The organism is Fontibacillus phaseoli, from assembly GCF_003337355.1.
GTDB lineage: Bacteria > Bacillota > Bacilli > Paenibacillales > Paenibacillaceae > Fontibacillus > Fontibacillus phaseoli.
This window is the reverse complement of sequence record NZ_QPJW01000009.1, coordinates 146,618-166,968: the sequence shown is the minus strand read 5'-3', so window position 1 is coordinate 166,968 and position 20,351 is coordinate 146,618. Positions and strand designations below refer to the sequence as shown.

Sequence of the window (20,351 nt, the reverse complement as noted above, 5' to 3'; positions counted from 1 at the left end):
ATTCATATAATAGAGCCCCCGGCGTTTTTCGCCGGGGGCTCTACTCTCTTATTCTACGATAATTTTAGAAATCATGGCGCTATGCCCGGTTCCGCACATCACCGAACAGGATAATTCGAATTCCCCTGTCTCTTTGGGGATGATCACAGCGGAATCTTCCTTGCCTTTAAGCTGCAGCTTTAGACCGGGGACCAGCATCCCGTGGTTTCCTTCCGAACTTTTGAACGTAATCTTCACGGGTACGTCTTTCTTTAAGTGGTATTCGTTCTGGTCAAATGTATAGTTTGTAGCTTCGATCACCAGTTCAGCTTCCGGTTTAACATGGCTTACTTCAGCGCTGCTGTTCGATGCCGAACCGCTTCCGCACGCTGCCAAAACCAACAAGAGAACAGAACTCATCAGAAATGCAACTATCTTTTTCACGATAATCACCCACGATATTAATATTTTTATGACAATTTCAAGAATATTATATCGTAGTTGAAAAGAGTCGATGAAAACAAGGTTTGGAGATTTGGTGAACATCTTCCTTGCAAACGGACAATCCGCCCGGTGCCGAAGGTCCGGGCGGATCGCTGTTGTGTATCTATAACTTTAAAGTCCGGTAGAAGGGATTAATCTTTCCCGGCTTCAAATGGAGTGGATACCGGGATAAACAGGTCGATAATCCCGATAACCAATGCGGCCAACAGGGCCCCGATCATGGAGACGGATACTCCGGATACGATAAATTGGGCCAGCCAGATCACCAGCGCGCTGGTGATGAAACCAACGATGCCGCGTCCGAACGGAGTGACTTTTTTACCGAAAATACCTTCAATAGCCCAACCCAGCAAGGCAATGACGAGCGCAAGCATCAGGGCGCTGCCGAAGCCGCCGATACTGAATTGCGGAACAAGCCAGCCTACAACAAGCAATACCAGGGCTGAGACAATGAATCGTACTACATGTCCCAGAAAATGCATGGCACTTGGCCTCCTTTTGTAAAAATGCGTGTCCTAATTCCCAGTTATCTTGTTCCGTGGAGCCCTGTTTTATGTGTGACCGTGTGAAATGGCGAAAAATGACCGGTTTCGCTATAATGAAATCATAGCCCGAGGGGAGTTGTGAACGTACTTGGACGACAAAATTTTAAAAACGATGGAATACCGAAAAATTATAGATCAATTAACCAAATATACGCAGACGCCGCTTGGCAGAGCAGTAGCCGAAGCGCTGTCTCCCGTTACCGGACTTGAGGAAGTCAAGTGGCTGCTGCAGGGTACGGAAGAAGCTTTTACCGTGGACCGGTTAAAAGGTTATCCGGCGTTCGGGGGGATACTCGACATCACTCCGGCCGTTAAGCGGGCGCGGATCGGCGGCACGCTGAATCCGCATGAATTGCTCGGCGTGGCAACCACGCTCGAAGGATCGCGCAGGATCAAGCGCTATTTGTCAGCGATGCATGAAGAACACCCGATCGAGCTTCTGTTTACCCTGAGCGATGCGTTGAGCGAACAGAAAACGCTGGAAGAAGGCATCAAGCGCTGCATCGATGACAGCGCGGAGGTGCTGGATTCCGCCAGTGCGGGGCTTGCGCAAATTCGCAGGGAGCTGCGGGGCGGAGAAGTGCGTATCCGGGAGAAGCTGGATGCGATGATCCGCTCCTCCAGCATTGCGAAGATGCTGCAGGATCAATTGATTACGATCCGCGGAGACCGGTTCGTCATTCCAGTGAAGGCGGAATACAGATCGCATTTCGGCGGTATTGTGCACGATCAGTCCGGTTCCGGAGCGACGCTGTTTATCGAGCCTGAATCGATCGTGGCCATGAACAATAAACTGCGGGAAACACGGCTGAAGGAAGAACGGGAAATCGAAGTGATTTTGCAGAAGCTTACCGCCCAGGTCGGCGAGCAGGCGGAGTTGCTGTTATACGACAGCGATGTGCTTGCACAGCTTGATTTCATGTTTGCGAAAGCGCGGATAGCCCGGCAGATGAAAGCGACGCTGCCGCGGATGAATGACCGCGGATTTATGAAGCTAAGACGCGGACGCCATCCTTTGATCCCTGCGGAGCAGGTCGTTCCGATCGATGTGGAGTTGGGCAACCAGTATTCGAGTATCATCGTGACAGGACCGAATACCGGCGGTAAGACGGTCACGCTAAAAACGATCGGCCTGCTTAGCCTGATGGCGATGTCCGGCTTGTTCGTTCCTGCGGAGGAAGGCAGCCAATTGTGCGTCTTTGACGCCATTTACGCCGACATCGGGGATGAACAGAGTATCGAGCAAAGCCTCAGTACTTTTTCAAGCCATATGACCAATATTATTTCGATCCTGAGTAAAATGACCACGAAAAGTCTCGTTTTGCTGGATGAGCTTGGAGCCGGCACGGATCCGGCGGAAGGTTCTGCGCTCGCCATTGCGATCCTGGAACATATTCATTCTCTGGGCTGCCGGATGGTAGCGACCACGCATTACAGCGAGCTGAAGGCCTATGCCTATGAGCGTAAAGGCGTCATCAACGCGAGCATGGAATTCGACGTGGCCACGCTGAGCCCGACTTACCGGCTGCTGGTTGGGGTTCCGGGCCGAAGCAACGCGTTTGCGATCGCCGAGCGGCTCGGGCTTCCGGGTGCCATTCTGAATTATGCCCGCGGCGAGGTGAAGGAAGAAGACCAGCGGGTCGAGCATATGATCGCTTCGCTGGAAGAAAACCGCAACGTCGCGGAGCAGGAGCGCGAAACCGCGGAAAAACTGCGTAAGGATTTGGAAGCTTTGCGCGGCCGGCACGCGGCGGAACTGGAAAAGCTAGAGCAGCAAAGAGACCGCAGGCTGGAGAAAGCCGAAGAAGAGGCGAGGGCGATTATCGTCAAAGCCCGGGGCGAGGCCGAGAAGATCATCGAAGACTTGAGGAAGCTGGCGCTCGAGGAAGGCGCTTCGGTGAAAGAACACAAGTTGATCGCCGCGCGCAAGCAGTTGGATGAAGCCGAGCCGCAGCAACGGAAGAAAACGGCCGGACGGAAAGCGGCCAAACCGCCGCAGCAAATACAGCCCGGAGATGAGGTCATGGTATACAGCCTCAATCAAAAGGGCCATGTCGTGGAACTGGCCGGGAGCAAAGAGGCGGTCGTACAACTGGGGATCATGAAGATGAAGGTGGCGTTGGACGACCTTGAGCTGGTTGGTTCGGCTCCGGTATCGAAACCGGCTCAACGGACGGTAGCTAATGTGAAACGGACGCGGGATGATCAGGTTCGGAGCGAACTCGATTTGCGCGGAGCCAATCTGGAGGAAGCGCTCATTGAGGTCGACCGCTTCATCGACGAAGCCTTTCTGGCTAACCTGGGACAGATTTACATTATTCATGGCAAAGGCACAGGAATATTGCGCACCGGCATTTCGGATTATTTGCGCAGGCATAAGCATATAAAGAGTTATCGTCTCGGAAATTACGGGGAAGGCGGTACCGGAGTAACGGTGGCCGAACTGAAGTGACGGGGAGGAGAACGGATTGAAGGGAACCACCATTGATCCGCTGTTGGAACAGCCTATAGGACTTATGGCCGGATATTTTTCAGTAGCGGTAGTAGAACTGATTGTGTTTCTTTCCTGCTTTGAGCTTGTAACGAGGTATCGTTGCTGGCATGAGATCAAACGGGGGAATTTGGCGGCCTCGCTCGCCACAGGCGGGAAAATTTTTGGCCTTTGCAATATTTTACGGTTTGCTACCGCACGTTCAACCATCTACGAGTTCATGGCATGGTCTTTTGTCGGAGCATTCCTGCTGTTTCTGGCTTACATTATGTTTGAGTTTGTGACTCCGGTCTTTCGGATCGACAAAGAGATCGCCGAGGGGAATGTGGCGGTGGGCTTTATCGCCATGGCCGTCTCCGTTTCGGTGTCCTATGTGATCGGAGCCTGTATCGCTTAGGAGGAATCTGGTATGTTGAAAAACCTGGTCAGGGTGTTATTTGTGGCTGCCGTGTTGTTTTTGGCTGCCGGAGTTATCTTCTTATGGAATGCCTGATGAAGTAGCTGTAAAGATGGACTAAAGAATTCATCTTATCCAAAACGTGACTTAAACTGTAAAAAAGGAAGGAAGGGCTGGCATGGATACAACGATTTGCCCATGGTGTCAAACGGAAATCGTATGGGATGAGGAGCTTGGACCCGAAGAGGAATGTCCTTACTGCCACAATGAACTTAAAGGCTACCGTACATTGAATATTGCGCTTGGTTCGGATGAGGAGCTTGAAGAGGAAGATGAGCCGGAGGAAGAAGATCTCGGGATTTGGGAAGAGGATGACGAAAGTCATCTGAACGCGATCCGGCGATTAGAGGCTTTTGGGGCCGTTGGCGGAGATCTGCTGGCTTATGAGTCCGGCGTTGAAAAAATTCTGGACCATCAGGAAGAAGTTCCCGAATGCCCTCACTGCCGGGAATATATGATGTATGCGGGGAGCCGGTCGCTGGGGCCTGATTATATTCCAGTTGTTCCGGAAGGATTAAAAGCGCCTCTGCTAAAGCAGGCTGCCAAGCTAAATGTTTATGTATGTACCGCCTGCTTCCATGTAGGCTCCTTCCTGTCGGAGGAAGACCGGAATGCGTTAATTCGTGCCGTTAGCCAAGATTGAGTTCAATAATATGGAGCTTTCCCGTAGTCATGCATCAAGACCGGGGAGGCTCCTTTTTTTCATTGCTTTGCTAGGAATTCATGCTTCCCCGCAGATTGGGTATCTTACAGGTACACTTAATCGTTGGAGGGGCAAAATGCATGAAGAGGAACCTTAACGGCCAATCCAGGCTGCTTCTGGCCGTCAATGGCTTATTTGTTTTGGCCGGGGCGTTGTCGGGAACTTTCCTGAACGTCTATCTATGGAAGGTAAAACAGGATTTTGCGATGATCGGATGGTTTACATTCAGCCAGCAGATTGCGCTCGGGCTCACATTCTGGATCGCCGGCAAATGGGTAAAGGAGCGGGATAAAATGGTGTCCCTTCGGCTGGGCATCGTCGTGTCGGGATTGTTTTATTTGCTCGTTCTTTGGGCGGGAGCGCGTACGGTCGAGTACATCTGGCCGCTTGGTTTTTTGTTCGGCATCGGCTCGGGCCTGTTTTGGCTCGCATTCAATGTCGTTTATTTTGAAGTGACGGATGTCGATACCCGGGATTTGTTCAACGGCTGGATCGGGATTTTAGGATCGGTGATCGGTATTTTGGGTCCCTGGACTTCCGGCGTGATCATTTCAGTGATGAAAGGCGATCTGGGGTACCGCGTAATATTTACGGTTTCCCTCGTCATTTACGGGGTCGGAATTCTGCTTAGCTTCTGGTTGAAAAAAAGAAAAAAGGGCGGCCCATACCACTGGCTGGGACCTTTCCGCCACTTTGAAAAAGACAGTCCCTGGCGGCAGGCTATACCGGCCTCGGCCGCGCATGGACTGAGGGAGGGTGTTTTTTCGTTTCTGGGCACTTTGCTGGTGTTCATCAGCACTTCCGCAGAGAGGAAGGTGGGGCAATTTTCCCTTGTTACATCACTCGTGTCCCTGGTCAGCTTCTGGGCGGTAGGCAAATGGCTCCATATCCGTTACAGGTATGTCGGCATGCTGATCGGGGCGGTATTGATTACCGGAGTCATCATTCCACTGCTCTGGAACGTCAATTATTTAACGCTGATATTTTTCGGGATCGGTACTTCTCTGTTTATGCCGCTTTATTTACTCCCGGTCATTTCCTCGGTTTTCGACTTGATCGGCAAAAGCGAAGATACGGTTGAGCAGCGGGTGGAGCTGATCGTGCTCCGGGAACTGAGCATTATGTCCGGAAGATTGGTCGGCACGCTCCTGTTCATCATTGTATTCGGCTGGTTCCCACGCATGACGACGGTGACCTGGCTGATGCTTGGACTTGGGGCATCGCCAATATTAAGCTGGATCGCGATCCGTAAATTGTTCAAGCCTCGAGCCGATGCGCCTGATACCGTCTGATTGGCTTGATGCTCCAAGAACCGCGTGCACTTTGGGTACGCCATGCCGAAAGAGCGGAGCGCCGGGGCAAGGAATTTCCGGTCAGATCAGGGTGAAGGCTTGGTGCTTCTGGTCAGCGCAAACAGGTCCATATCGTTGCGGTGCTTACCGGACAGGACATCCGTAATCATTTCTGCGGCTAACATACTGCAAACGGTGCCGTTACCTCCGTAGCCTTCCAGAAAGAAGCAATGGGGATAGTCCGGATGGGTGCCGATATAGGGTAATCCGTCGCGCGTTTCCCCGAACACGGCTCCCCAGGAGTAAGCGGCCTGAAGTTCCGCTTTTTCCGGGAACATGCTATGGACCATGCTCAATATCTCGCGCGATTTGTGAATTTCCCTTCCCTCCTTGAGCTTGCCGCCGGACAATGCTTCATCAAGGCCGCCGGCCATAATCCGCCCGTCGGGCGTCGTCCGCATATAAAGGTAAGGACGGGCGGATTCCCAGATCAGGCAGCGTTCATGCCAATCATTGAAATGGTCCGCCGGCTCCGTCACCACCACATAGGTACCCGTTAATGAGGCGCCCGGTTCTTTTTTCAGTATCTGCGCTTCGTAACCCGTCGCAAAAACGACATGTTTGGCTTTGATCGTGCAGCGTCCCGAACGGCATACAACCCCATCGCTCCTGAATTCCCAGCCGGTTACGGGGGTATGCTCAAAGATTTGCAGGCTCAAGGGTTCCGAGCGCTTCAGAAGGCTGTGAACAAAGGCGAACGGATTGATCTCGGCATCGCCCTGCGTATAAATGGCTCCTGGTTTGCGAAACGGGAATTTGCTGCCAATCTCGTCTTCGTCCCACCATGCTACGTTAAATCCGTATTTTATCAAATTCTCAAATTCATCTCTCAACATGGCTAGGTCCTCATCGGTACTCGCCAGATAAAGACTGTTCCTCTCCTGCAGCGGCAAGTCCGGACCCAGGCCCCGGTTGATTTCTTTCAAACGGATAAGGGCATCCCGGCAAAGCCGATAAACATGAACGGCCTTCTCTTCGCCGAAAGTATGGATTAATGAGGTCAGGGTTTTATCGTTGGCATACTGTAGAATGCCTGTATTGACCAAGGTGCTGCCTGAGGCGATGTCGCCTCTTTCGGCTAAGACGGTAATTATACCCTGTTCGCTTAAAAGATAAGCGCATAGGGCTCCGCCGACGCCGCCCCCGATAACGAGGCAGTCGCATGAGATATCCTCCTCCAAGGCCGGGTAGCGGGGAACCGTAGCCATCGTTTTGTTCCAACAATATTTCCCCGTATGTAATTTCATCGTTGCTCCCTCCTTGTTCTTTTCTCTAATCCCATATTCACCGAGACGCCATAAGTATAATCATCAAACGCCTTATAAAAATGGACAGGCAGGACATAATATGCCCGAATGTACCTATCTATCAGGAGGAAACCGAAATGAACCATATGCAAATGAAGCCATTGTCCGGCAAAGAGGTCAATTACATTGCGGATTCTGTGGCTAACGAAGACATGCTGATCAAAATGTGTGCGGCCGCGGCTGCCGTCTCGACAAATTCTCAACTCGGACAAGCCATTACGGAGCATATGCTTGTCCACGAACACCATATGCACACACTGATCGATGCACTGAAACAGCATCAGCAACTTGCTCCGACCCAGGCTCAGTAATGAAAACCAACAACAACTAAATTAGGAGGAAATCTTGTGAACTTACCATCCAGCACGGAGCAATTGCCCGAGAACGATCTGTTGAAAATTATTCTTGCCGACCTCCGGCGCACCGTAAGGGAATACACAACAGCAACAACGGAATCGTCCTGCCCCTCGATCAGACGCACCTTTGCCGAATTGACGGACAGTACTTTAAGACTTCAGGGCGATCTGTACATGCTGCTTGAGCAAAATAAGGTATATTCTGCTCCTGCCAGCGCCTCCCGTCAGGAAATAGACAAAAAGATTCAGGAGGCGGAACAAAGCCATCAAAAGGTCCATCAGTTTGTGCAGCAGCGTTCGGCCCAGAATAACCCTTATCTCCATCCGTCGAATGTTTCATACCATCAGACCAATGTGCAACAACAAAATCCCCGCTACATTTAGTAAAGCCTGTTTGTAAAGTATGGGGTTAACCCGAAACGTCCGCTTCCGTGGAATCTTCCATGAGCGGACGTTTTTCTTTGCAGGATGCACAAATTCATGTAATATTAATATTAAATTTAGATTCCGCGGACCTTCATCCTTGACGGCCCGCCGGAACAGCGCTGGAGGGTGAAGCATGAAACAATTGAGCGAACTTAAGCTGAAAGTGCTGGAACTCCTGAAAGAGGACGCCCGCCGGGATCCGAAATTGCTGGCAACCTTGCTGGGCGTATCTTCGGAAGAAGTCGCGACTGCCATTACGGAGCTGGAAGAGGATCATGTTATCGTTAAATACGCGACTGTGGTCAATTCAAGCAAATTGGATGACGAGAAAGTGACTGCCTTGATCGAGGTACAAATTACGCCGGAACGCGGCAGAGGCTTTGAAGCGATCGCGGAACGGATATACTTGTTCCCTCAGGTCATGTCCGTCTATCTGATGTCCGGAGCCTACGATTTGCTGGTTGAAGTGGAAGGGCGCAATTTAAAGGAAGTGGCCAGCTTCGTTTCCGACAAGCTGTCTCCGCTTGAGTCCGTGCTTTCGACGAAAACGCATTTCATTCTTAAAAAATATAAACAAGACGGCATCATCTTTGAAGATCCGGAAGAAGACCGCCGCCTGATGATATCTCCGTAAAGGAAGTAATGTTATGAGTGTAAATTCACAAGGACAAACAGAGCAGACGGGCAGATCCATGACTTCTTACTTGGCACCACGGGTTAGAGAGATACAACCTTCGGGCATTCGCCGCTTTTTTGACCTCGCCAGCGGAAACAAGGATATTATTACGCTGGGGGTAGGCGAACCCGACTTCATTACTCCTTGGCATGTGCGTGAAGCATGCGTTTATTCGCTGGAGCGGGGGTTCACAAGCTATACAAGCAACGCGGGTACACCCGAGCTTCGTGAAGCGATTGCGGAATACTTAAATAACAGCTATGACGTAAAATATAACCCGAAAGATGAAGTCCTTGTGACCGTAGGAGCGAGTGAGGCCATTGATCTGGCGTTACGCGCATTGATCGTACCGGGAGATGAGATTCTTGTTCCCGCACCCTGCTACATTTCGTATTCACCGATTACCGAAGTTGGCGGCGGGATTTCCGTAGAGATCGAAACGTTCGCCAAGGATAACTTCAAATTGAAAGCAGATCAGCTGAAGGCCAAGATCACGCCGAAATCCAAAGTTCTGATTTTGAACTACCCGAGCAATCCGACCGGCGGAATTATGAGTTACGAGGATTGGTTGCCGATCGCGAAAATCGTGGAAGAGCATGATCTTATCGTGATTTCCGATGAAATCTATTCGGAATTAACCTACGGCGAGAAACATGTCAGCTTTGCAGCCATTCCCGGCATGAGAGACCGGACGATCCTTGTCAATGGGTTTTCCAAAGCCTTTGCTATGACGGGTTGGCGCATGGGTTATGCCTGCGGCCATCCGGATTTGATCTATGCGATGTTGAAAATCCATCAATATACAGTTATGTGCGCTCCGGTCATGGGCCAGGTTGCCGCGCTTGAAGCACTCAAGAACGGATTGGAGGAAAAAGACCATATGGTTGAATCCTACAATCAGCGAAGAAGACTGATCGTTCAGGGATTGCGTGACATCGGGCTGACCTGCCATGAACCTCAAGGCGCATTTTATGCCTTCCCGAGTATCGAGTCTACCGGCCTAAGCTCAGATGAATTTGCTACCCGATTACTGATGGAGTCCAAAGTGGCGGCCGTACCCGGCAATGTGTTCGGAGCGGGCGGCGAAGGTTTCCTCCGCTGTTCCTATGCGACTTCCGTTACTCAGCTTAGCGAAGCGCTACATCGGATGGGACAATTCATTCATAAACTGAAGCAGGGCTAAGTCAATAGTACCTAACCGGGAAAATGGGGCTAATTAACATTTCTTTCATATATTAATTGATCACTGTCCAATTGACATGGTATAATTTTATTTTGGAAGAGGGTTTAGTTTCTCAGGGAGGGATTACTTTTGGGTTGTGGTGAGTACAATTTGCCTTATGAACTAGCTGGAATTGTGAACGCAAAGGGCAATGAATCGAATCAGTGGATAGTCGAAACCAGTCGCGGGACTTCACCACAAGCAGTTTCCTTGGAAGATGAAATCCATTTGCTGCGCAGTAAAATGGAAAAGCTATTCCAGCAGGAAAATTCGTTTACTTCGGATATCGTAATTGAAATCAGCAGCTTGCTGGATCTGAAAATTAATGAATTTATGAGAAATAACCGGAAGAATAAATAATTGCAGTTTTGGAATAGACCGTATTTTCCCAAAGAAGATCCTTCAAGGATCTTCTTCTTTATTTTTATGGTATATTTGAAAATAGGAAAAAAAGGGGGTAAGGTTTGTGAGTATTTATACACGTACCGGTGATCAGGGGCAAACCTCCGTCATCGGCGGAAGAGTATATAAAGATGACGAGCGGGTTGAAGCTTACGGAACGATCGACGAATTAAACAGTTTTGTCGGGCTGGCCGGTAGCTATGCGGATCAAGTCTTGTTTGCCGACTTGAAAGAGGATTTGCAGCAGATCCAACAGGAGCTGTTTGATTGCGGTTCCGACCTGGCTTATGTCAAGGCCGAAGAGCGCCGGTTTAAGGTTAGCGCTGAAATGGCCGAACGTTTGGAAACCTGGATTGACCGGTATCAAGCGGAAAATCCAGCGCTGGAAAAATTCATATTGCCTGGAGGGACGATGCTGGCTTCTACGTTGCATGTATGCCGGACCGTTTGCCGACGCGCCGAACGGCGGGCGGTAACGTTAAGTCGCCAGTCGGAGATCAATGCGGAAGCCGTAAAGTACTTGAACCGCCTGTCCGACTTCTTCTTTGCAGCAGCCCGGACGGCCAATGTCCGCCAGCAAACCCCTGATGTAGAATATGTACGCAGCAAGAAGGTGTTCGGCAGAAAATCATGACCGTTTATTATGATCCGATTTCTTATAAAGTTACCGAGCAAGAGGACGGATGGCTGTTAAAAACCGTGCTGCAGCGCAGGCTGGGGGTGTCACGGAAGCTATTGTCCCGCATCAAGCTTACGGAACAGGGCGTTATGCTGAACGGAGAACGGGTGTACATCAGCGTCCCGGTGAGGGCGGGGGATATCGTGTCCATCTCCCTGGAGCAGGAAACGTCGGAGGACATTTTACCGCAGCCGATTCCCTTTGATATTGTTTACGAGGATGCTGCTTTATTGATCGTGAACAAAGCGCCGGGCATCATCGTCCATCCGACCCATGGACATTATACCGACACCTTGGCTAACGGGGTGGTCCATTATTGGAAGGAAAAGGGCGAAAAGGTTCGTTTCCGCCCGGTTCACCGCCTGGACCAGGAGACGAGCGGTCTGATTGCGATCGCTAAAAATGCATATGTACACCAGCATATCTCCGAGCAATTGATCGCGGGCAATGTGACCAAGAAATATACGGCACTTGTACACGGCTGCCCAAAACCGGATGACGGCATTCTGGACGGCCCGATTGACCGCGATCCTCAGGAGCCTCATCGGCGCATAGTTACCCCGACCGGATATCCGGCGCTGACTTATTACAAAGTCGTCGCGTGTTACGGGCTTGGGGCACTGGTGGAATTGCGCCTGGGGACAGGCCGGACCCATCAGATCCGCGTTCATATGACTTCGATCGGTCATCCGTTGATCGGGGACAAGCTGTATACCTGGAGCGGAGCAAAAGGAACCGAGAATTTAACATTTTCCGCTTCGGTGCTGGATGACGTCATCAGCCGGCAGGCTCTTCATGCGTCGGAGCTCGGCTTTCAACATCCTCTAACTGGAGAAGAAATGCTTTTTCAGGCACTGCTTCCTGCGGATATGGAGTCATTGCTGCAGAAACTGGAATGCGGAGAATAGGAAAGTGAAGGTGACCGTTTAAAATGAGTAATTTGATCGTGTATCGATATCCGCCTTGCGATACCTGCCGCAAGGCCGTTAAATGGCTTGAAGCTCGGGGACATCACCTTGAGCTGAGAAATATCAAGGAGACCCCGCCCGGCCCGTCCGAGCTTTCCGAAATGGTAGGGCTCAGCGGATTGGAGTTAAAGAAATTTTTTAACACCAGCGGCGAGGTATACAAAGAATTGGCGCTAAAGGACAAGTTGCCGTCCATGCCAGTGGAAGAACAAATTAAACTGCTATCTTCAAACGGGATGCTGATAAAGCGGCCATTGGTATCTGACGGAAAGACAGTAACCGTGGGTTTCAAAGAAGAGGCATACGATCAGGCATGGGGAAATAAAAAATAAGTTAGCGTTGTTTACACTTGTTGATTTTCACGCAGAAAGGGGAGCGAACCATGACTCTCGGACAGAACAACAAAGAAAGCATTCTGCTGGTTGACGGTATGGCGCTGATGTTTCGCGCCTATTATGCATCTGCCGCTACGGGGTATATCCGGCGAACCAAGGCCGGTCTTCCGACGAATGCGATTTACGGGTTTATGCGGTACTTTTGGGACGCGGTACAGAAATTTGCTCCGAGTCATATCGCCTGCTGTTGGGATCTCGGCAGCAAAACATTCCGGACAGAGCAGTTTACGGCTTACAAAGGCAACCGTTCCGAGGCGCCGGACGACTTGATTCCGCAGTTTTCCGTTATCCGGGACGTGATGGAGAGTTTGGGCATTCCGAACATCAGCTGTCCGGGATACGAAGCCGATGACTGCATAGGCACGCTGGCGGCCAAATTCAGGGAGGATATGGACGTGCTCATCCTGACCGGAGATCATGATATGCTGCAGTTAGTCAGTGAACGCACGAGCGTTATTATCATGAAAAAAGGACATGGCAACTACATGGTCTACACTCCGGAAAGCCTGATGCAGGAAAAGCAGCTGACTCCGGGCCAGATTATCGACCTGAAGGGGCTGATGGGCGATACGAGCGACAACTACCCCGGCGTCCGCGGGATCGGCGAGAAAACGGCGTTGAAGCTTGTCCAGGAATACGGTTCCGTACAAGGCATCCTGGAAAATCTGGACAGCCTGTCCAAATCGGTGCGCACGAAAATCGAAAGCGATCTGGAGATGCTCCATCTGTCGAGACAGCTCGCTGAAATCCGCTGCGACGTCGAGCTTCTGTGCAATTCGGATTCCTGCCGTCTGGAGCTGAACCATGTGGTGGTCGCGTCCAAATTCGAAGAATTGGAAATGGCGAGCATCAGCACTTTAATGGGATTGGCGGCAACGCCGTAAAATAAGGGCTTGGGCCAGAATCGCCGTGGGTCAAACCAATAAAAGGGCCTCGTTGGAATTAACCCAACGAGGCCCTTTTGTATAGATGTTTATCCCTTAAAGGTAGGGAAGTCATCTTCGGTGTCGTATAAAACGGTTCCGGTCAACGATAAATCATAACCGCGAATGGAAGACAGCTCCTGCCGAAACTCGGGGGACCGCAAGGTTTGAAGGAGCAGTTGAATCCAGGCGGTATTTTGTTTGCTTTTTAGCACAACCAAGTCATAGCGCTCCTTGATCAGAGGCACGAAATCGACGGTGCTGATCAGGGATACTGCATTTTCGATCCCGACCCCCAAGTCTGCCTGACCGGACGAGACTTTGCCTGCGACGGCCAAGTGACTCGTTTCCACGTCATCATATCCCTCGATACCGGAGCGGTCAATGCCATGAGCACGCAGTTGCTCATCCAGCAGAACGCGGGCCCCGGAGCCGATTTCACGATTGATTAACCGGATGCCGGGCCGGCTTAAATCCGCCCATGTATTCAATTGTTTGGGGTTGCCTTGTCGCACGTACAGCCCGGCTTGGCGCTGCAGTAAATTGACGACGACGTAAGAATGACCGGTGAGTATTCTTGTTATATACGGAATGTTGTATTCGCCGCTGATTCCGTCCAGCAGATGGGTACTGACGATATCGCTCTTGCCGTGATACATGGAGATCAGACTGTCCAGGCTTCCGTCATGCGAGCGAAGCGGCCGGAGTGACGGATTCGCGCGTTCCAGATGTTTGGCCAGTACATCAAGGCTAAGATCCTGACCGGTGATGACCAAGGCCCCGGAGATTTGGGTTTGACCGGGAAGATTCGGATCTTCCTCGCGGAATTCCTGCATATGCGAAACTGTCCGCTTGACGGTTGCCAGCTTCCCCTTGGCGCGAATTGCCGCATATGTGCTATTTCCGCTTTTCGCGTTCTGCTTATACATTTCAAGATCATCCGCATCCACCCGCATCTGCTTGCCTACCCGGTAAGCGGGAAGCTCTCCTTTTTTGATCAGGTCATACACGGTTAATTTGGAGACTTTCAGCAGTTTGGCGACTTCCTCGGTAGTATAAGAGACTTCGTTCATGGATATCCTCCAATTGACAATATTATGTCTAATTATAATTAATTATGTTCAAATATATCTAGATATAATAAAATATAAAAATAAAATTCATTACATATTGGATCGGAGGAGTTTTTATGTCGATGGTTCAGAAAATTTCGGTTCGAGGCCGGTCCCTAGTCTGCTTGCTTCTGCTGGTCGGAGTCTTGTCCGCTTGCGGCAGTACGGGTAACACCACGGGAAACGCAGCGGGTGACAATACTACCCAACAGGTAGACGCGGAGCCGAAGAGTCAGGTTACGCTGACAATTTCAGCTGCGGCCAGTCTTAAAGACAGTATGGAAGAGCTTGCTTCCTTGTACAAAAAAGAACATGGGAATGTAACGCTGACCATGAATTTCGGTGCATCAGGCTCTCTGCAAAAGCAAATTGAGCAAGGCGCTCCCGCCGATTTATTCCTGTCCGCCGGACAAAAACAAATGAACGCCCTGATCGACGGCAAGTTCGTTAACGCGGACAGCAAGATCGATTTGCTGCAAAATCGCCTGGTTCTGATTGTTCCGTCCGATGCCGCGATAGTTCCTAAAGACTTGGAAGCCCTAAAGGATAACGGTTTTGGCAAAATCGCGCTTGGCGAACCTGAAGTAGTACCAGCGGGTTCCTATACGAAGGAATCGCTCGAATACGCGCAATTATGGGATGCGCTTCAATCTAAAATGGTGTTTGCCAAGGATGTGACTCAGGTATTGACCTATGTGGAATCCGGGAATGCGGATGCCGGTTTTGTGTACGAGAGCGATGCCAAGCTTTCCGACAAAGTGAACACGGCGCTCGTCGTGGACGAGAAAAGCCATGCTCCCATCGTATATCCGGCCGGAATCGTGACGGCTACCAAACATCTTGACGAAGCCGGTCAGTTCTTGAAGTTTCTGCAAACCGCGGAAGCTCGCGACGTGTTCGCAAGTCACGGGTTCACCGTTACCGAGTGAGGCCGTCCATGGAGTGGAGCGATTTTTGGTCGCCTGTCGGTTTGTCGCTAAAAGTATCGCTGCTGGCGGGCATAATCGCTTTTTTGATATCAGGCTATGCAGCCTGGGTCATGTCCCGTAAAAAATTCCGGGGTAAAATGATCCTGGAAACGGTATTCATGCTGCCCATGGTTTTGCCCCCGACCGTTGTCGGCTTCCTGCTGCTGATGGCGTTCGGCCGCCGCAGTCCGGTCGGAAAACTGTTTGAGGCATTGGCCGGTATGCCGATCGTGTTTTCATGGGGCGCCGCCGTGCTCGCCGCGTCCATTGTTGCCTTCCCTTTGGGATATCAATCGGCGAAAGCCGGATTTTTGTCCATCGACCGGGATTTGCTGTCAGCCGGCCGGTCGATGGGTGCCTCCGAATGGCAGGTTCTGCTGTGGATCGCGATTCCGCTTGCCCAGCGTACGCTCGTAACTGCGTTCGTGCTGTCTTTTACGAGAGCGCTCGGCGAGTTTGGCGCGACATTAATGCTTGCCGGTAATATTCCCGGCAGAACGCAGACGCTGCCGACGGCGATTTATATGGCGGTTGAATCCGGCGATACGTCGTCCGCCTGGGCTTGGGCCGGCCTGATGATTTTGATCTCGTTTCTATTGTTGGCGTTTTGCGGATCCCGGACGGAGCGAGAGATTTGATCCCTAATGATTCATCCGGCGAGTCCGCGGTAGATTCAGTCCGTAAAATAAGCTTCGCCCACAACCTGATACAGGAAAGTCCGGAGTTCTCCGCTTTCCTCTTCATTTAGACCGAAAACATGCTCCAAGTAGCCTTCTTCCTCCAAATCGTCCGTCCCCAGGATGGCAGTTTTGCCGTTTTGAAGATCGATAATGAGTTTTTTTCCGTAGAAGCGGTTGGTGGTGGTAACCGCCAGATCAAACCGCTTTAGGGAGTTGCCGATAAACGTAACGAAGCGGGTTGAAGTATTTTCCGTACTATCGGATAAAAAATCCAGTTCCTGATTAGGTTCAGGTTCAGTCATTGGCAAGGCCTCCTCGGATACTTGTTGTCTTCTGTCATTATATCCGAAAAAGAGAGCGGCGGGGAAATGATAACGATTGACAGCGAAACAAAAAATGGTATGATTAGGAATAACAGTATACGACTAGGGGAAGCACCTCTCTTGATTCATTCAGGAGGGGTGCTTTTTTGCGTGCCTGAAACATGAACCGGTCGATGCTGACAGTGATTAAGGAGGGTAATGAAATGAGGATCGTTTTTTTGAACAGCTTGGAAAAGCAAGAGGACGGGGCGGTTTCCGACGGGGCCCAGGTATGGATCGGGGAAGATGAAGGCATATGGCGGATGGGCTGGAACGAAATCACCGGGAGTGAGGAGCAGGAGACCGTTTGGTATGAAGGCGGCTCCTGGTCCGAGATGCTGCATGTGTACCGGCACCGTCTTGTCGTCAAGATGGGGGAAGGCTACCGGCCGGTGATCGAAGGGATTTGGGATGAGAGAGAAGAGTTTCACGGGCGTGGGATGGCGGCACAGAAGCTTATTTGTTATAGCGAGCAGCACGGCAATGAGGGGTTGTATAACGAACTCTGTGTATGGCGGCGAAAGAAAGCAGCTGCTGACCGCAAGGCACCTTATATGATCGCAAGCAACCGGCTCCTGAAGCTCATCAGCGTGTTCCGCCCGAGAACCGTCGAGGAATTGCTTCAGCTCCCCGGGTTAGGGGAAAGCAAAGCAACGGAATATGGACCTGATCTTCTGGAAATGGTGCAAGCCCAAGGGGAGGAACGACCGGGAGACTTTCCGCTGGATTGGGTGGAGCGGGAGATCGACGAGGATGTATTCCGTACCTGGATGTATAAACAGAAGGAGGCCAAGTTCCGGCTGGAAATGGAGAAATTCAGCTTGCGCCGCATGGTGCTGGAGTCGCTTGCCCAAGGTCTGGATCTCGAAGGAATCTGCAACCGGACGGGTCTCGAACGCAGGGAGGCAGTGGAATTGCTTGAATTGCTGGAGAAGGATGGATATACGACGGATGCCGTAGTACAGTTAGAGATCCAGAACATGCCGAAGGAACAGCAATCGGCGGTATGGAAGGCCTTCGAGGAACTCGGTGATCATTTCCTAAAGCCGGTATTGCAGCGCGTCTACGATCAGGAGGCGATTGAGGGCGGAGGGGTGGAACAGCTTTATGAAAAATTGCGGCTGATTCGCATTTCTTACCGGCGGCAGAAGGAGAATGCGCCAAAAGCGGGTTAATCCCGGCACAAACGCGCCACCGTCATAGAACGAAAAAGCGCCGGTTTCCGGAAAATCCTGAAGTGGATTCATCGGAAACCGGCGCTTGCTGTATTGTGTCAAACGGTAACATTACTCCGCATGCCGTTCATATCCAGTCGCGTTTCCGGAACAGATAGAACATTCCCGCCCCAAGTGCGATCATGATGCCAATGACGACATAGTAACTGTACTTCCAGTGGATTTCCGGCATATTGTCAAAGTTCATTCCGTAAATCCCGGTAATCAACGTCAGCGGGATAAAGATCGTCGTAATCGCCGTAAACACGCGCATAATTTCATTGGCCCGGTTGGCGATGGCCGCCTGGTAAGCTTCTCGTAAGTTCCCCACGAGTTCCCGGAACATATCGAAGTTTTCGGAGATCTTAACGGCGTTCTCATAGATGTCGCTGAAATATTTCTGCAACTGGTCATCGATCAGGCGCAGATCTTTTTTGTTTAAAATATTGATGACTTCTTTTTGCGGGCCCAGTACTTTCTTAAGCCACAATATTTCGCTTCGCAGTCCGATAATTTCATTCAGATGCGAACGTTTGGTGTGCATGAGGATGTCTTCTTCCAGTTTCTCGATCTTGACTTCGATCCGGTCGCCGACGATAAAGTAATTGTCAACGACCAAGTCGATAAGATAATACATGAAACGGTCGGGCTCGCTGACTTCCTGTTCCCACAGGATCGGCTTGACGGCACGGAGTTCGTTGATTTTTTGCTTGGTCACTGTAATGATATAATGCCGGCCCAGAAAAATGTTAAGCGCCCGCAGAAAGATTTCCTCATCATCATAACGGATGCTGTTGACCACAATAAAATAATGATTATCGTAGGTTTCGATTTTCGGACGCTGCTCTTCTTCGGTCAGACAGTCCTCCACCGCGAGATCGTGCAGCGAAAACAGCGGCTGCAGCAGTGCCAAATCGTCGACATCGGCGTCGATCCAGTAAAACCCTTGCTCAGGTGATGTTGTTGTCAATTCCACGTCCTCTACCGGCGTAAATACACCGGCGACCACATGACGGATTTTCATACCTTCACTCCCTTTCCGGCCGGAACAGCCGGTTATGCTCATATCTGTTTTGGTTGAGCATAGGAAGGTGATCAGGACTGGCGGCGCGGGAACGCCGAAAAAGGCGTTTTATGAAAACACCGGGAAAAGAAAGTGCCCATGACTTCCCGCAGGGCGCCTGCTGATCGGTTTCCTATGCGATTGTTGCTTCAGGACAGTACACTGCGGACTCGGGTCGCCTTCCATTCTCGGATTCACCTCTTTTTGGTCATAAAATTTACCTCTCAAACACTTGTCTAGTATAACGCTGGGGGATGAAATGTTTCAAGCCAAAAAGTTGCGGACAAAAAAGGGCGCATGACTTGTTAAAAAAGCAATTTCATGTATAATGAAAATCAGCATATTTAAATTTAAATCATAACAACAAAATAATAAGACGATTTTCTTATCAAGAGTAGGTGGAGGGACTGGCCCGATGATACCCGGCAACCGGCGATATGTCGCACGGTGCTAATTCTTGCAGAACTGCGGAGCTTCAATCCGAAGCTTAACGGTCTCTGAGAGATGAGAGAGGCGCATTCAGGAATAGATGATGACCTTTCTCTTTTTTTGGAGTGAGGTCTTTTTTCTATTGCACGCCCGCTTTCAGGAAAACCAATTCCAGTCTAATCGTCAAAAGGAGTGGACATTATGCCGATTAAAGTACCGGATCATTTGCCGGCCAAGGAAGTGCTATCGAACGAAAATATTTTTGTCATGGACGAGAGCCGGGCTTATCAACAAGATATCCGCCCCTTAAGAATTGCCATTCTTAATCTTATGCCGACCAAGGAGACGACGGAATCGCAAATTTTGCGCCTGCTGGGCAATACGCCGCTCCAGGTGGAAATTGTTTTGCTTCACCCGCGGTCCCATACGTCCAAGAACACATCCGCGGAGCATCTGGAAATGTTCTATAAAACCTTTGACGAGATCAAAGGACGCCGTTTTGACGGCATGATTGTCACGGGTGCTCCGGTCGAACAGCTTGCTTTCGAAGAGGTGAATTATTGGGACGAGTTAAAGGAAATCTTTGAATGGAGCAAAACCCATGTAACGTCGACCATGCACATTTGCTGGGCTTCCCAGGCGGGCCTTTACTATCATTTCGGAGTCCGGAAAGTACCGCTTGAGAAAAAATGCTTCGGCGTATTCACCCACGGTGTCAACAATCCGCATGTAAAGCTGCTGCGCGGCTTCGACGAGGTATTCCAGGTGCCGCATTCGCGCCACACGGACGTGGCGAGAGAAGATATCGAAGCTGTTGCTGAGCTGGAGATCTTGGCGGAATCCGAAGATGCAGGCATTTATCTTGTAGCTTCCCGGGACGGCAAGCAGATTTTCGTAACCGGACATTCGGAATACGACCCTTGTTCCCTGAAATGGGAATATGACCGGGATATCGCCAAAGGACTCGACAGCGAGCCGCCGGTCAACTATTACCCGAATAACGACCCTTCCAAAACTCCGGCTTCAACTTGGAGAGCGCATGCGAATTTATTATTCTCCAACTGGCTGAATTACTATGTGTATCAGGAAACACCATACGATATAGATCAAATGGCTGAATTCGTTTATCAGATCTGAT

The 20,351-nt window shown here is 50.6% G+C and carries 23 protein-coding genes and 1 riboswitch; of the genes, 17 read left to right on the top strand and 6 right to left on the bottom strand.

The features are described from left to right. Positions 1-48: 48 nt before the first annotated feature. Complete coding sequence (locus tag DFP94_RS19135) at positions 49-423, bottom strand: cupredoxin domain-containing protein (protein WP_114498091.1); 375 nt, start codon at positions 421-423, stop codon at positions 49-51. Between the two features lie 191 nt (positions 424-614). After that, positions 615-965 carry a phage holin family protein gene (locus DFP94_RS19130; RefSeq protein ID WP_114498071.1) on the bottom strand — a complete coding sequence of 117 codons (351 nt, stop codon included), beginning with the start codon at positions 963-965 and terminating at the stop codon, positions 615-617. Positions 966-1,116: 151 nt separating this feature from the next. On the opposite strand from DFP94_RS19130, the gene DFP94_RS19125 reads away from it, so the two are divergent. From DFP94_RS19125 to DFP94_RS19110, 4 genes are all read left to right on the top strand, one after another. Beyond that, positions 1,117-3,480, top strand: a complete 2,364-nt coding sequence (locus DFP94_RS19125) for an endonuclease MutS2 (protein ID WP_114498070.1) — start codon at positions 1,117-1,119, stop codon at positions 3,478-3,480. 64 nt (positions 3,481-3,544) lie between these two features. After that, the gene (locus DFP94_RS19120) at positions 3,545-3,916 is read left to right on the top strand and encodes a DUF350 domain-containing protein (protein WP_114498090.1); all 372 of its coding nucleotides are present in this window, start codon (positions 3,545-3,547) and stop codon (positions 3,914-3,916) included. A 178-nt stretch (positions 3,917-4,094) separates the two neighbouring features. Next, on the top strand, positions 4,095-4,619 hold the full coding sequence (locus DFP94_RS19115; RefSeq protein WP_114498069.1) for a hypothetical protein: 525 nt from the start codon (positions 4,095-4,097) through the stop codon (positions 4,617-4,619). Between the two features lie 140 nt (positions 4,620-4,759). After that, entirely contained in the window at positions 4,760-5,971 is a 1,212-nt protein-coding gene (locus tag DFP94_RS19110; protein ID WP_114498068.1) for an MFS transporter, read from the top strand. A gap of 86 nt (positions 5,972-6,057) precedes the next feature. Here DFP94_RS19110 and DFP94_RS19105 read toward each other — a convergent pair whose 3' ends face one another. Then, a complete protein-coding gene (locus tag DFP94_RS19105; RefSeq protein WP_114498067.1) occupies positions 6,058-7,278 on the bottom strand; it encodes an NAD(P)/FAD-dependent oxidoreductase in 1,221 nt (406 codons plus the stop codon). A gap of 137 nt (positions 7,279-7,415) precedes the next feature. On the opposite strand from DFP94_RS19105, the gene DFP94_RS19100 reads away from it, so the two are divergent. The 9 genes from DFP94_RS19100 to DFP94_RS19060 all read left to right on the top strand — a co-directional run bounded on the left by DFP94_RS19100 (position 7,416) and on the right by DFP94_RS19060 (position 13,346). After that, on the top strand, positions 7,416-7,649 hold the full coding sequence (locus DFP94_RS19100) for a hypothetical protein (RefSeq protein WP_114498066.1): 234 nt from the start codon (positions 7,416-7,418) through the stop codon (positions 7,647-7,649). Positions 7,650-7,685: 36 nt separating this feature from the next. Then, positions 7,686-8,078 (top strand): spore coat protein, encoded by a 393-nt coding sequence (locus DFP94_RS19095; RefSeq protein ID WP_114498065.1) that lies wholly within the window; start codon positions 7,686-7,688, stop codon positions 8,076-8,078. Between the two features lie 175 nt (positions 8,079-8,253). Further along, positions 8,254-8,754: an Lrp/AsnC family transcriptional regulator gene (locus tag DFP94_RS19090; RefSeq protein ID WP_114498064.1), complete on the top strand. Its 501-nt coding sequence runs from the start codon at positions 8,254-8,256 to the stop codon at positions 8,752-8,754. Positions 8,755-8,767: 13 nt separating this feature from the next. Next, complete coding sequence (locus DFP94_RS19085) at positions 8,768-9,979, top strand: aminotransferase class I/II-fold pyridoxal phosphate-dependent enzyme (protein WP_114498063.1); 1,212 nt, start codon at positions 8,768-8,770, stop codon at positions 9,977-9,979. A gap of 207 nt (positions 9,980-10,186) precedes the next feature. Then, positions 10,187-10,378, top strand: a complete 192-nt coding sequence (locus DFP94_RS19080) for an aspartyl-phosphate phosphatase Spo0E family protein (RefSeq protein ID WP_425459267.1) — start codon at positions 10,187-10,189, stop codon at positions 10,376-10,378. Between the two features lie 106 nt (positions 10,379-10,484). Beyond that, a complete protein-coding gene (locus DFP94_RS19075; RefSeq protein WP_114498062.1) occupies positions 10,485-11,054 on the top strand; it encodes a cob(I)yrinic acid a,c-diamide adenosyltransferase in 570 nt (189 codons plus the stop codon). Continuing rightward, positions 11,051-12,007: an RluA family pseudouridine synthase gene (locus tag DFP94_RS19070; protein WP_114498061.1), complete on the top strand. Its 957-nt coding sequence runs from the start codon at positions 11,051-11,053 to the stop codon at positions 12,005-12,007. The genes DFP94_RS19075 and DFP94_RS19070 overlap by 4 nt, the downstream gene beginning before the upstream one ends. 23 nt (positions 12,008-12,030) lie before the next feature. Further along, positions 12,031-12,399: an arsenate reductase family protein gene (locus DFP94_RS19065; RefSeq protein WP_114498060.1), complete on the top strand. Its 369-nt coding sequence runs from the start codon at positions 12,031-12,033 to the stop codon at positions 12,397-12,399. A gap of 50 nt (positions 12,400-12,449) precedes the next feature. Beyond that, complete coding sequence (locus DFP94_RS19060; protein WP_114498059.1) at positions 12,450-13,346, top strand: 5'-3' exonuclease; 897 nt, start codon at positions 12,450-12,452, stop codon at positions 13,344-13,346. Positions 13,347-13,435: 89 nt separating this feature from the next. Here the strand turns inward: DFP94_RS19060 and DFP94_RS19055 are convergent, their stop codons facing one another. Then, the gene (locus tag DFP94_RS19055) at positions 13,436-14,458 is read right to left on the bottom strand and encodes a helix-turn-helix transcriptional regulator (RefSeq protein ID WP_114498058.1); all 1,023 of its coding nucleotides are present in this window, start codon (positions 14,456-14,458) and stop codon (positions 13,436-13,438) included. A 116-nt stretch (positions 14,459-14,574) separates the two neighbouring features. Between DFP94_RS19055 and modA the strand changes: the two genes are divergently transcribed. Then, positions 14,575-15,426: a molybdate ABC transporter substrate-binding protein gene (gene modA, locus DFP94_RS19050; protein ID WP_245954974.1), complete on the top strand. Its 852-nt coding sequence runs from the start codon at positions 14,575-14,577 to the stop codon at positions 15,424-15,426. Between the two features lie 8 nt (positions 15,427-15,434). Next, the gene (gene modB, locus DFP94_RS19045; protein WP_114498057.1) at positions 15,435-16,103 is read left to right on the top strand and encodes a molybdate ABC transporter permease subunit; all 669 of its coding nucleotides are present in this window, start codon (positions 15,435-15,437) and stop codon (positions 16,101-16,103) included. A 35-nt stretch (positions 16,104-16,138) separates the two neighbouring features. Here the strand turns inward: modB and DFP94_RS19040 are convergent, their stop codons facing one another. After that, entirely contained in the window at positions 16,139-16,447 is a 309-nt protein-coding gene (locus DFP94_RS19040) for a DUF3055 domain-containing protein (protein WP_114498056.1), read from the bottom strand. 224 nt (positions 16,448-16,671) lie between these two features. Here DFP94_RS19040 and DFP94_RS19035 point away from each other — a divergent pair, with 224 nt between their 5' ends. After that, positions 16,672-17,682, top strand: coding sequence for an HRDC domain-containing protein (locus DFP94_RS19035; protein WP_114498087.1), 1,011 nt, complete (start codon positions 16,672-16,674; stop codon positions 17,680-17,682). A 127-nt stretch (positions 17,683-17,809) separates the two neighbouring features. Here the strand turns inward: DFP94_RS19035 and corA are convergent, their stop codons facing one another. Then, the gene (gene corA / locus DFP94_RS19030; RefSeq protein ID WP_114498055.1) at positions 17,810-18,745 is read right to left on the bottom strand and encodes a magnesium/cobalt transporter CorA; all 936 of its coding nucleotides are present in this window, start codon (positions 18,743-18,745) and stop codon (positions 17,810-17,812) included. A gap of 421 nt (positions 18,746-19,166) precedes the next feature. Continuing rightward, a riboswitch (SAM riboswitch) is annotated at positions 19,167-19,295 on the top strand. A 119-nt stretch (positions 19,296-19,414) separates the two neighbouring features. On the opposite strand from corA, the gene metA reads away from it, so the two are divergent. After that, a complete protein-coding gene (gene metA, locus DFP94_RS19025; protein WP_114498054.1) occupies positions 19,415-20,350 on the top strand; it encodes a homoserine O-acetyltransferase MetA in 936 nt (311 codons plus the stop codon). Position 20,351 lies beyond the last annotated feature (1 nt).

What these genes read in the sequence shown, in the direction of transcription:
- DFP94_RS19130 (WP_114498071.1), bottom strand. Translation starts at nt 965, where the DNA reads ATGCATTTTCTGGGACATGTAGTACGATTCATTGTCTCAGCCCTGGTA.
- DFP94_RS19120 (WP_114498090.1), top strand. Translation starts at nt 3,545, where the DNA reads ATGGCCGGATATTTTTCAGTAGCGGTAGTAGAACTGATTGTGTTTCTT.
- DFP94_RS19115 (WP_114498069.1), top strand. Translation starts at nt 4,095, where the DNA reads ATGGATACAACGATTTGCCCATGGTGTCAAACGGAAATCGTATGGGAT.
- DFP94_RS19110 (WP_114498068.1), top strand. Translation starts at nt 4,760, where the DNA reads ATGAAGAGGAACCTTAACGGCCAATCCAGGCTGCTTCTGGCCGTCAAT.
- DFP94_RS19105 (WP_114498067.1), bottom strand. Translation starts at nt 7,278, where the DNA reads ATGAAATTACATACGGGGAAATATTGTTGGAACAAAACGATGGCTACG.
- DFP94_RS19100 (WP_114498066.1), top strand. Translation starts at nt 7,416, where the DNA reads ATGAACCATATGCAAATGAAGCCATTGTCCGGCAAAGAGGTCAATTAC.
- DFP94_RS19090 (WP_114498064.1), top strand. Translation starts at nt 8,254, where the DNA reads ATGAAACAATTGAGCGAACTTAAGCTGAAAGTGCTGGAACTCCTGAAA.
- DFP94_RS19085 (WP_114498063.1), top strand. Translation starts at nt 8,768, where the DNA reads ATGAGTGTAAATTCACAAGGACAAACAGAGCAGACGGGCAGATCCATG.
- DFP94_RS19070 (WP_114498061.1), top strand. Translation starts at nt 11,051, where the DNA reads ATGACCGTTTATTATGATCCGATTTCTTATAAAGTTACCGAGCAAGAG.
- DFP94_RS19065 (WP_114498060.1), top strand. Translation starts at nt 12,031, where the DNA reads ATGAGTAATTTGATCGTGTATCGATATCCGCCTTGCGATACCTGCCGC.
- DFP94_RS19060 (WP_114498059.1), top strand. Translation starts at nt 12,450, where the DNA reads ATGACTCTCGGACAGAACAACAAAGAAAGCATTCTGCTGGTTGACGGT.
- DFP94_RS19055 (WP_114498058.1), bottom strand. Translation starts at nt 14,458, where the DNA reads ATGAACGAAGTCTCTTATACTACCGAGGAAGTCGCCAAACTGCTGAAA.
- modA (WP_245954974.1), top strand. Translation starts at nt 14,575, where the DNA reads ATGTCGATGGTTCAGAAAATTTCGGTTCGAGGCCGGTCCCTAGTCTGC.
- modB (WP_114498057.1), top strand. Translation starts at nt 15,435, where the DNA reads ATGGAGTGGAGCGATTTTTGGTCGCCTGTCGGTTTGTCGCTAAAAGTA.
- DFP94_RS19040 (WP_114498056.1), bottom strand. Translation starts at nt 16,447, where the DNA reads ATGACTGAACCTGAACCTAATCAGGAACTGGATTTTTTATCCGATAGT.
- DFP94_RS19035 (WP_114498087.1), top strand. Translation starts at nt 16,672, where the DNA reads ATGAGGATCGTTTTTTTGAACAGCTTGGAAAAGCAAGAGGACGGGGCG.
- corA (WP_114498055.1), bottom strand. Translation starts at nt 18,745, where the DNA reads ATGAAAATCCGTCATGTGGTCGCCGGTGTATTTACGCCGGTAGAGGAC.
- metA (WP_114498054.1), top strand. Translation starts at nt 19,415, where the DNA reads ATGCCGATTAAAGTACCGGATCATTTGCCGGCCAAGGAAGTGCTATCG.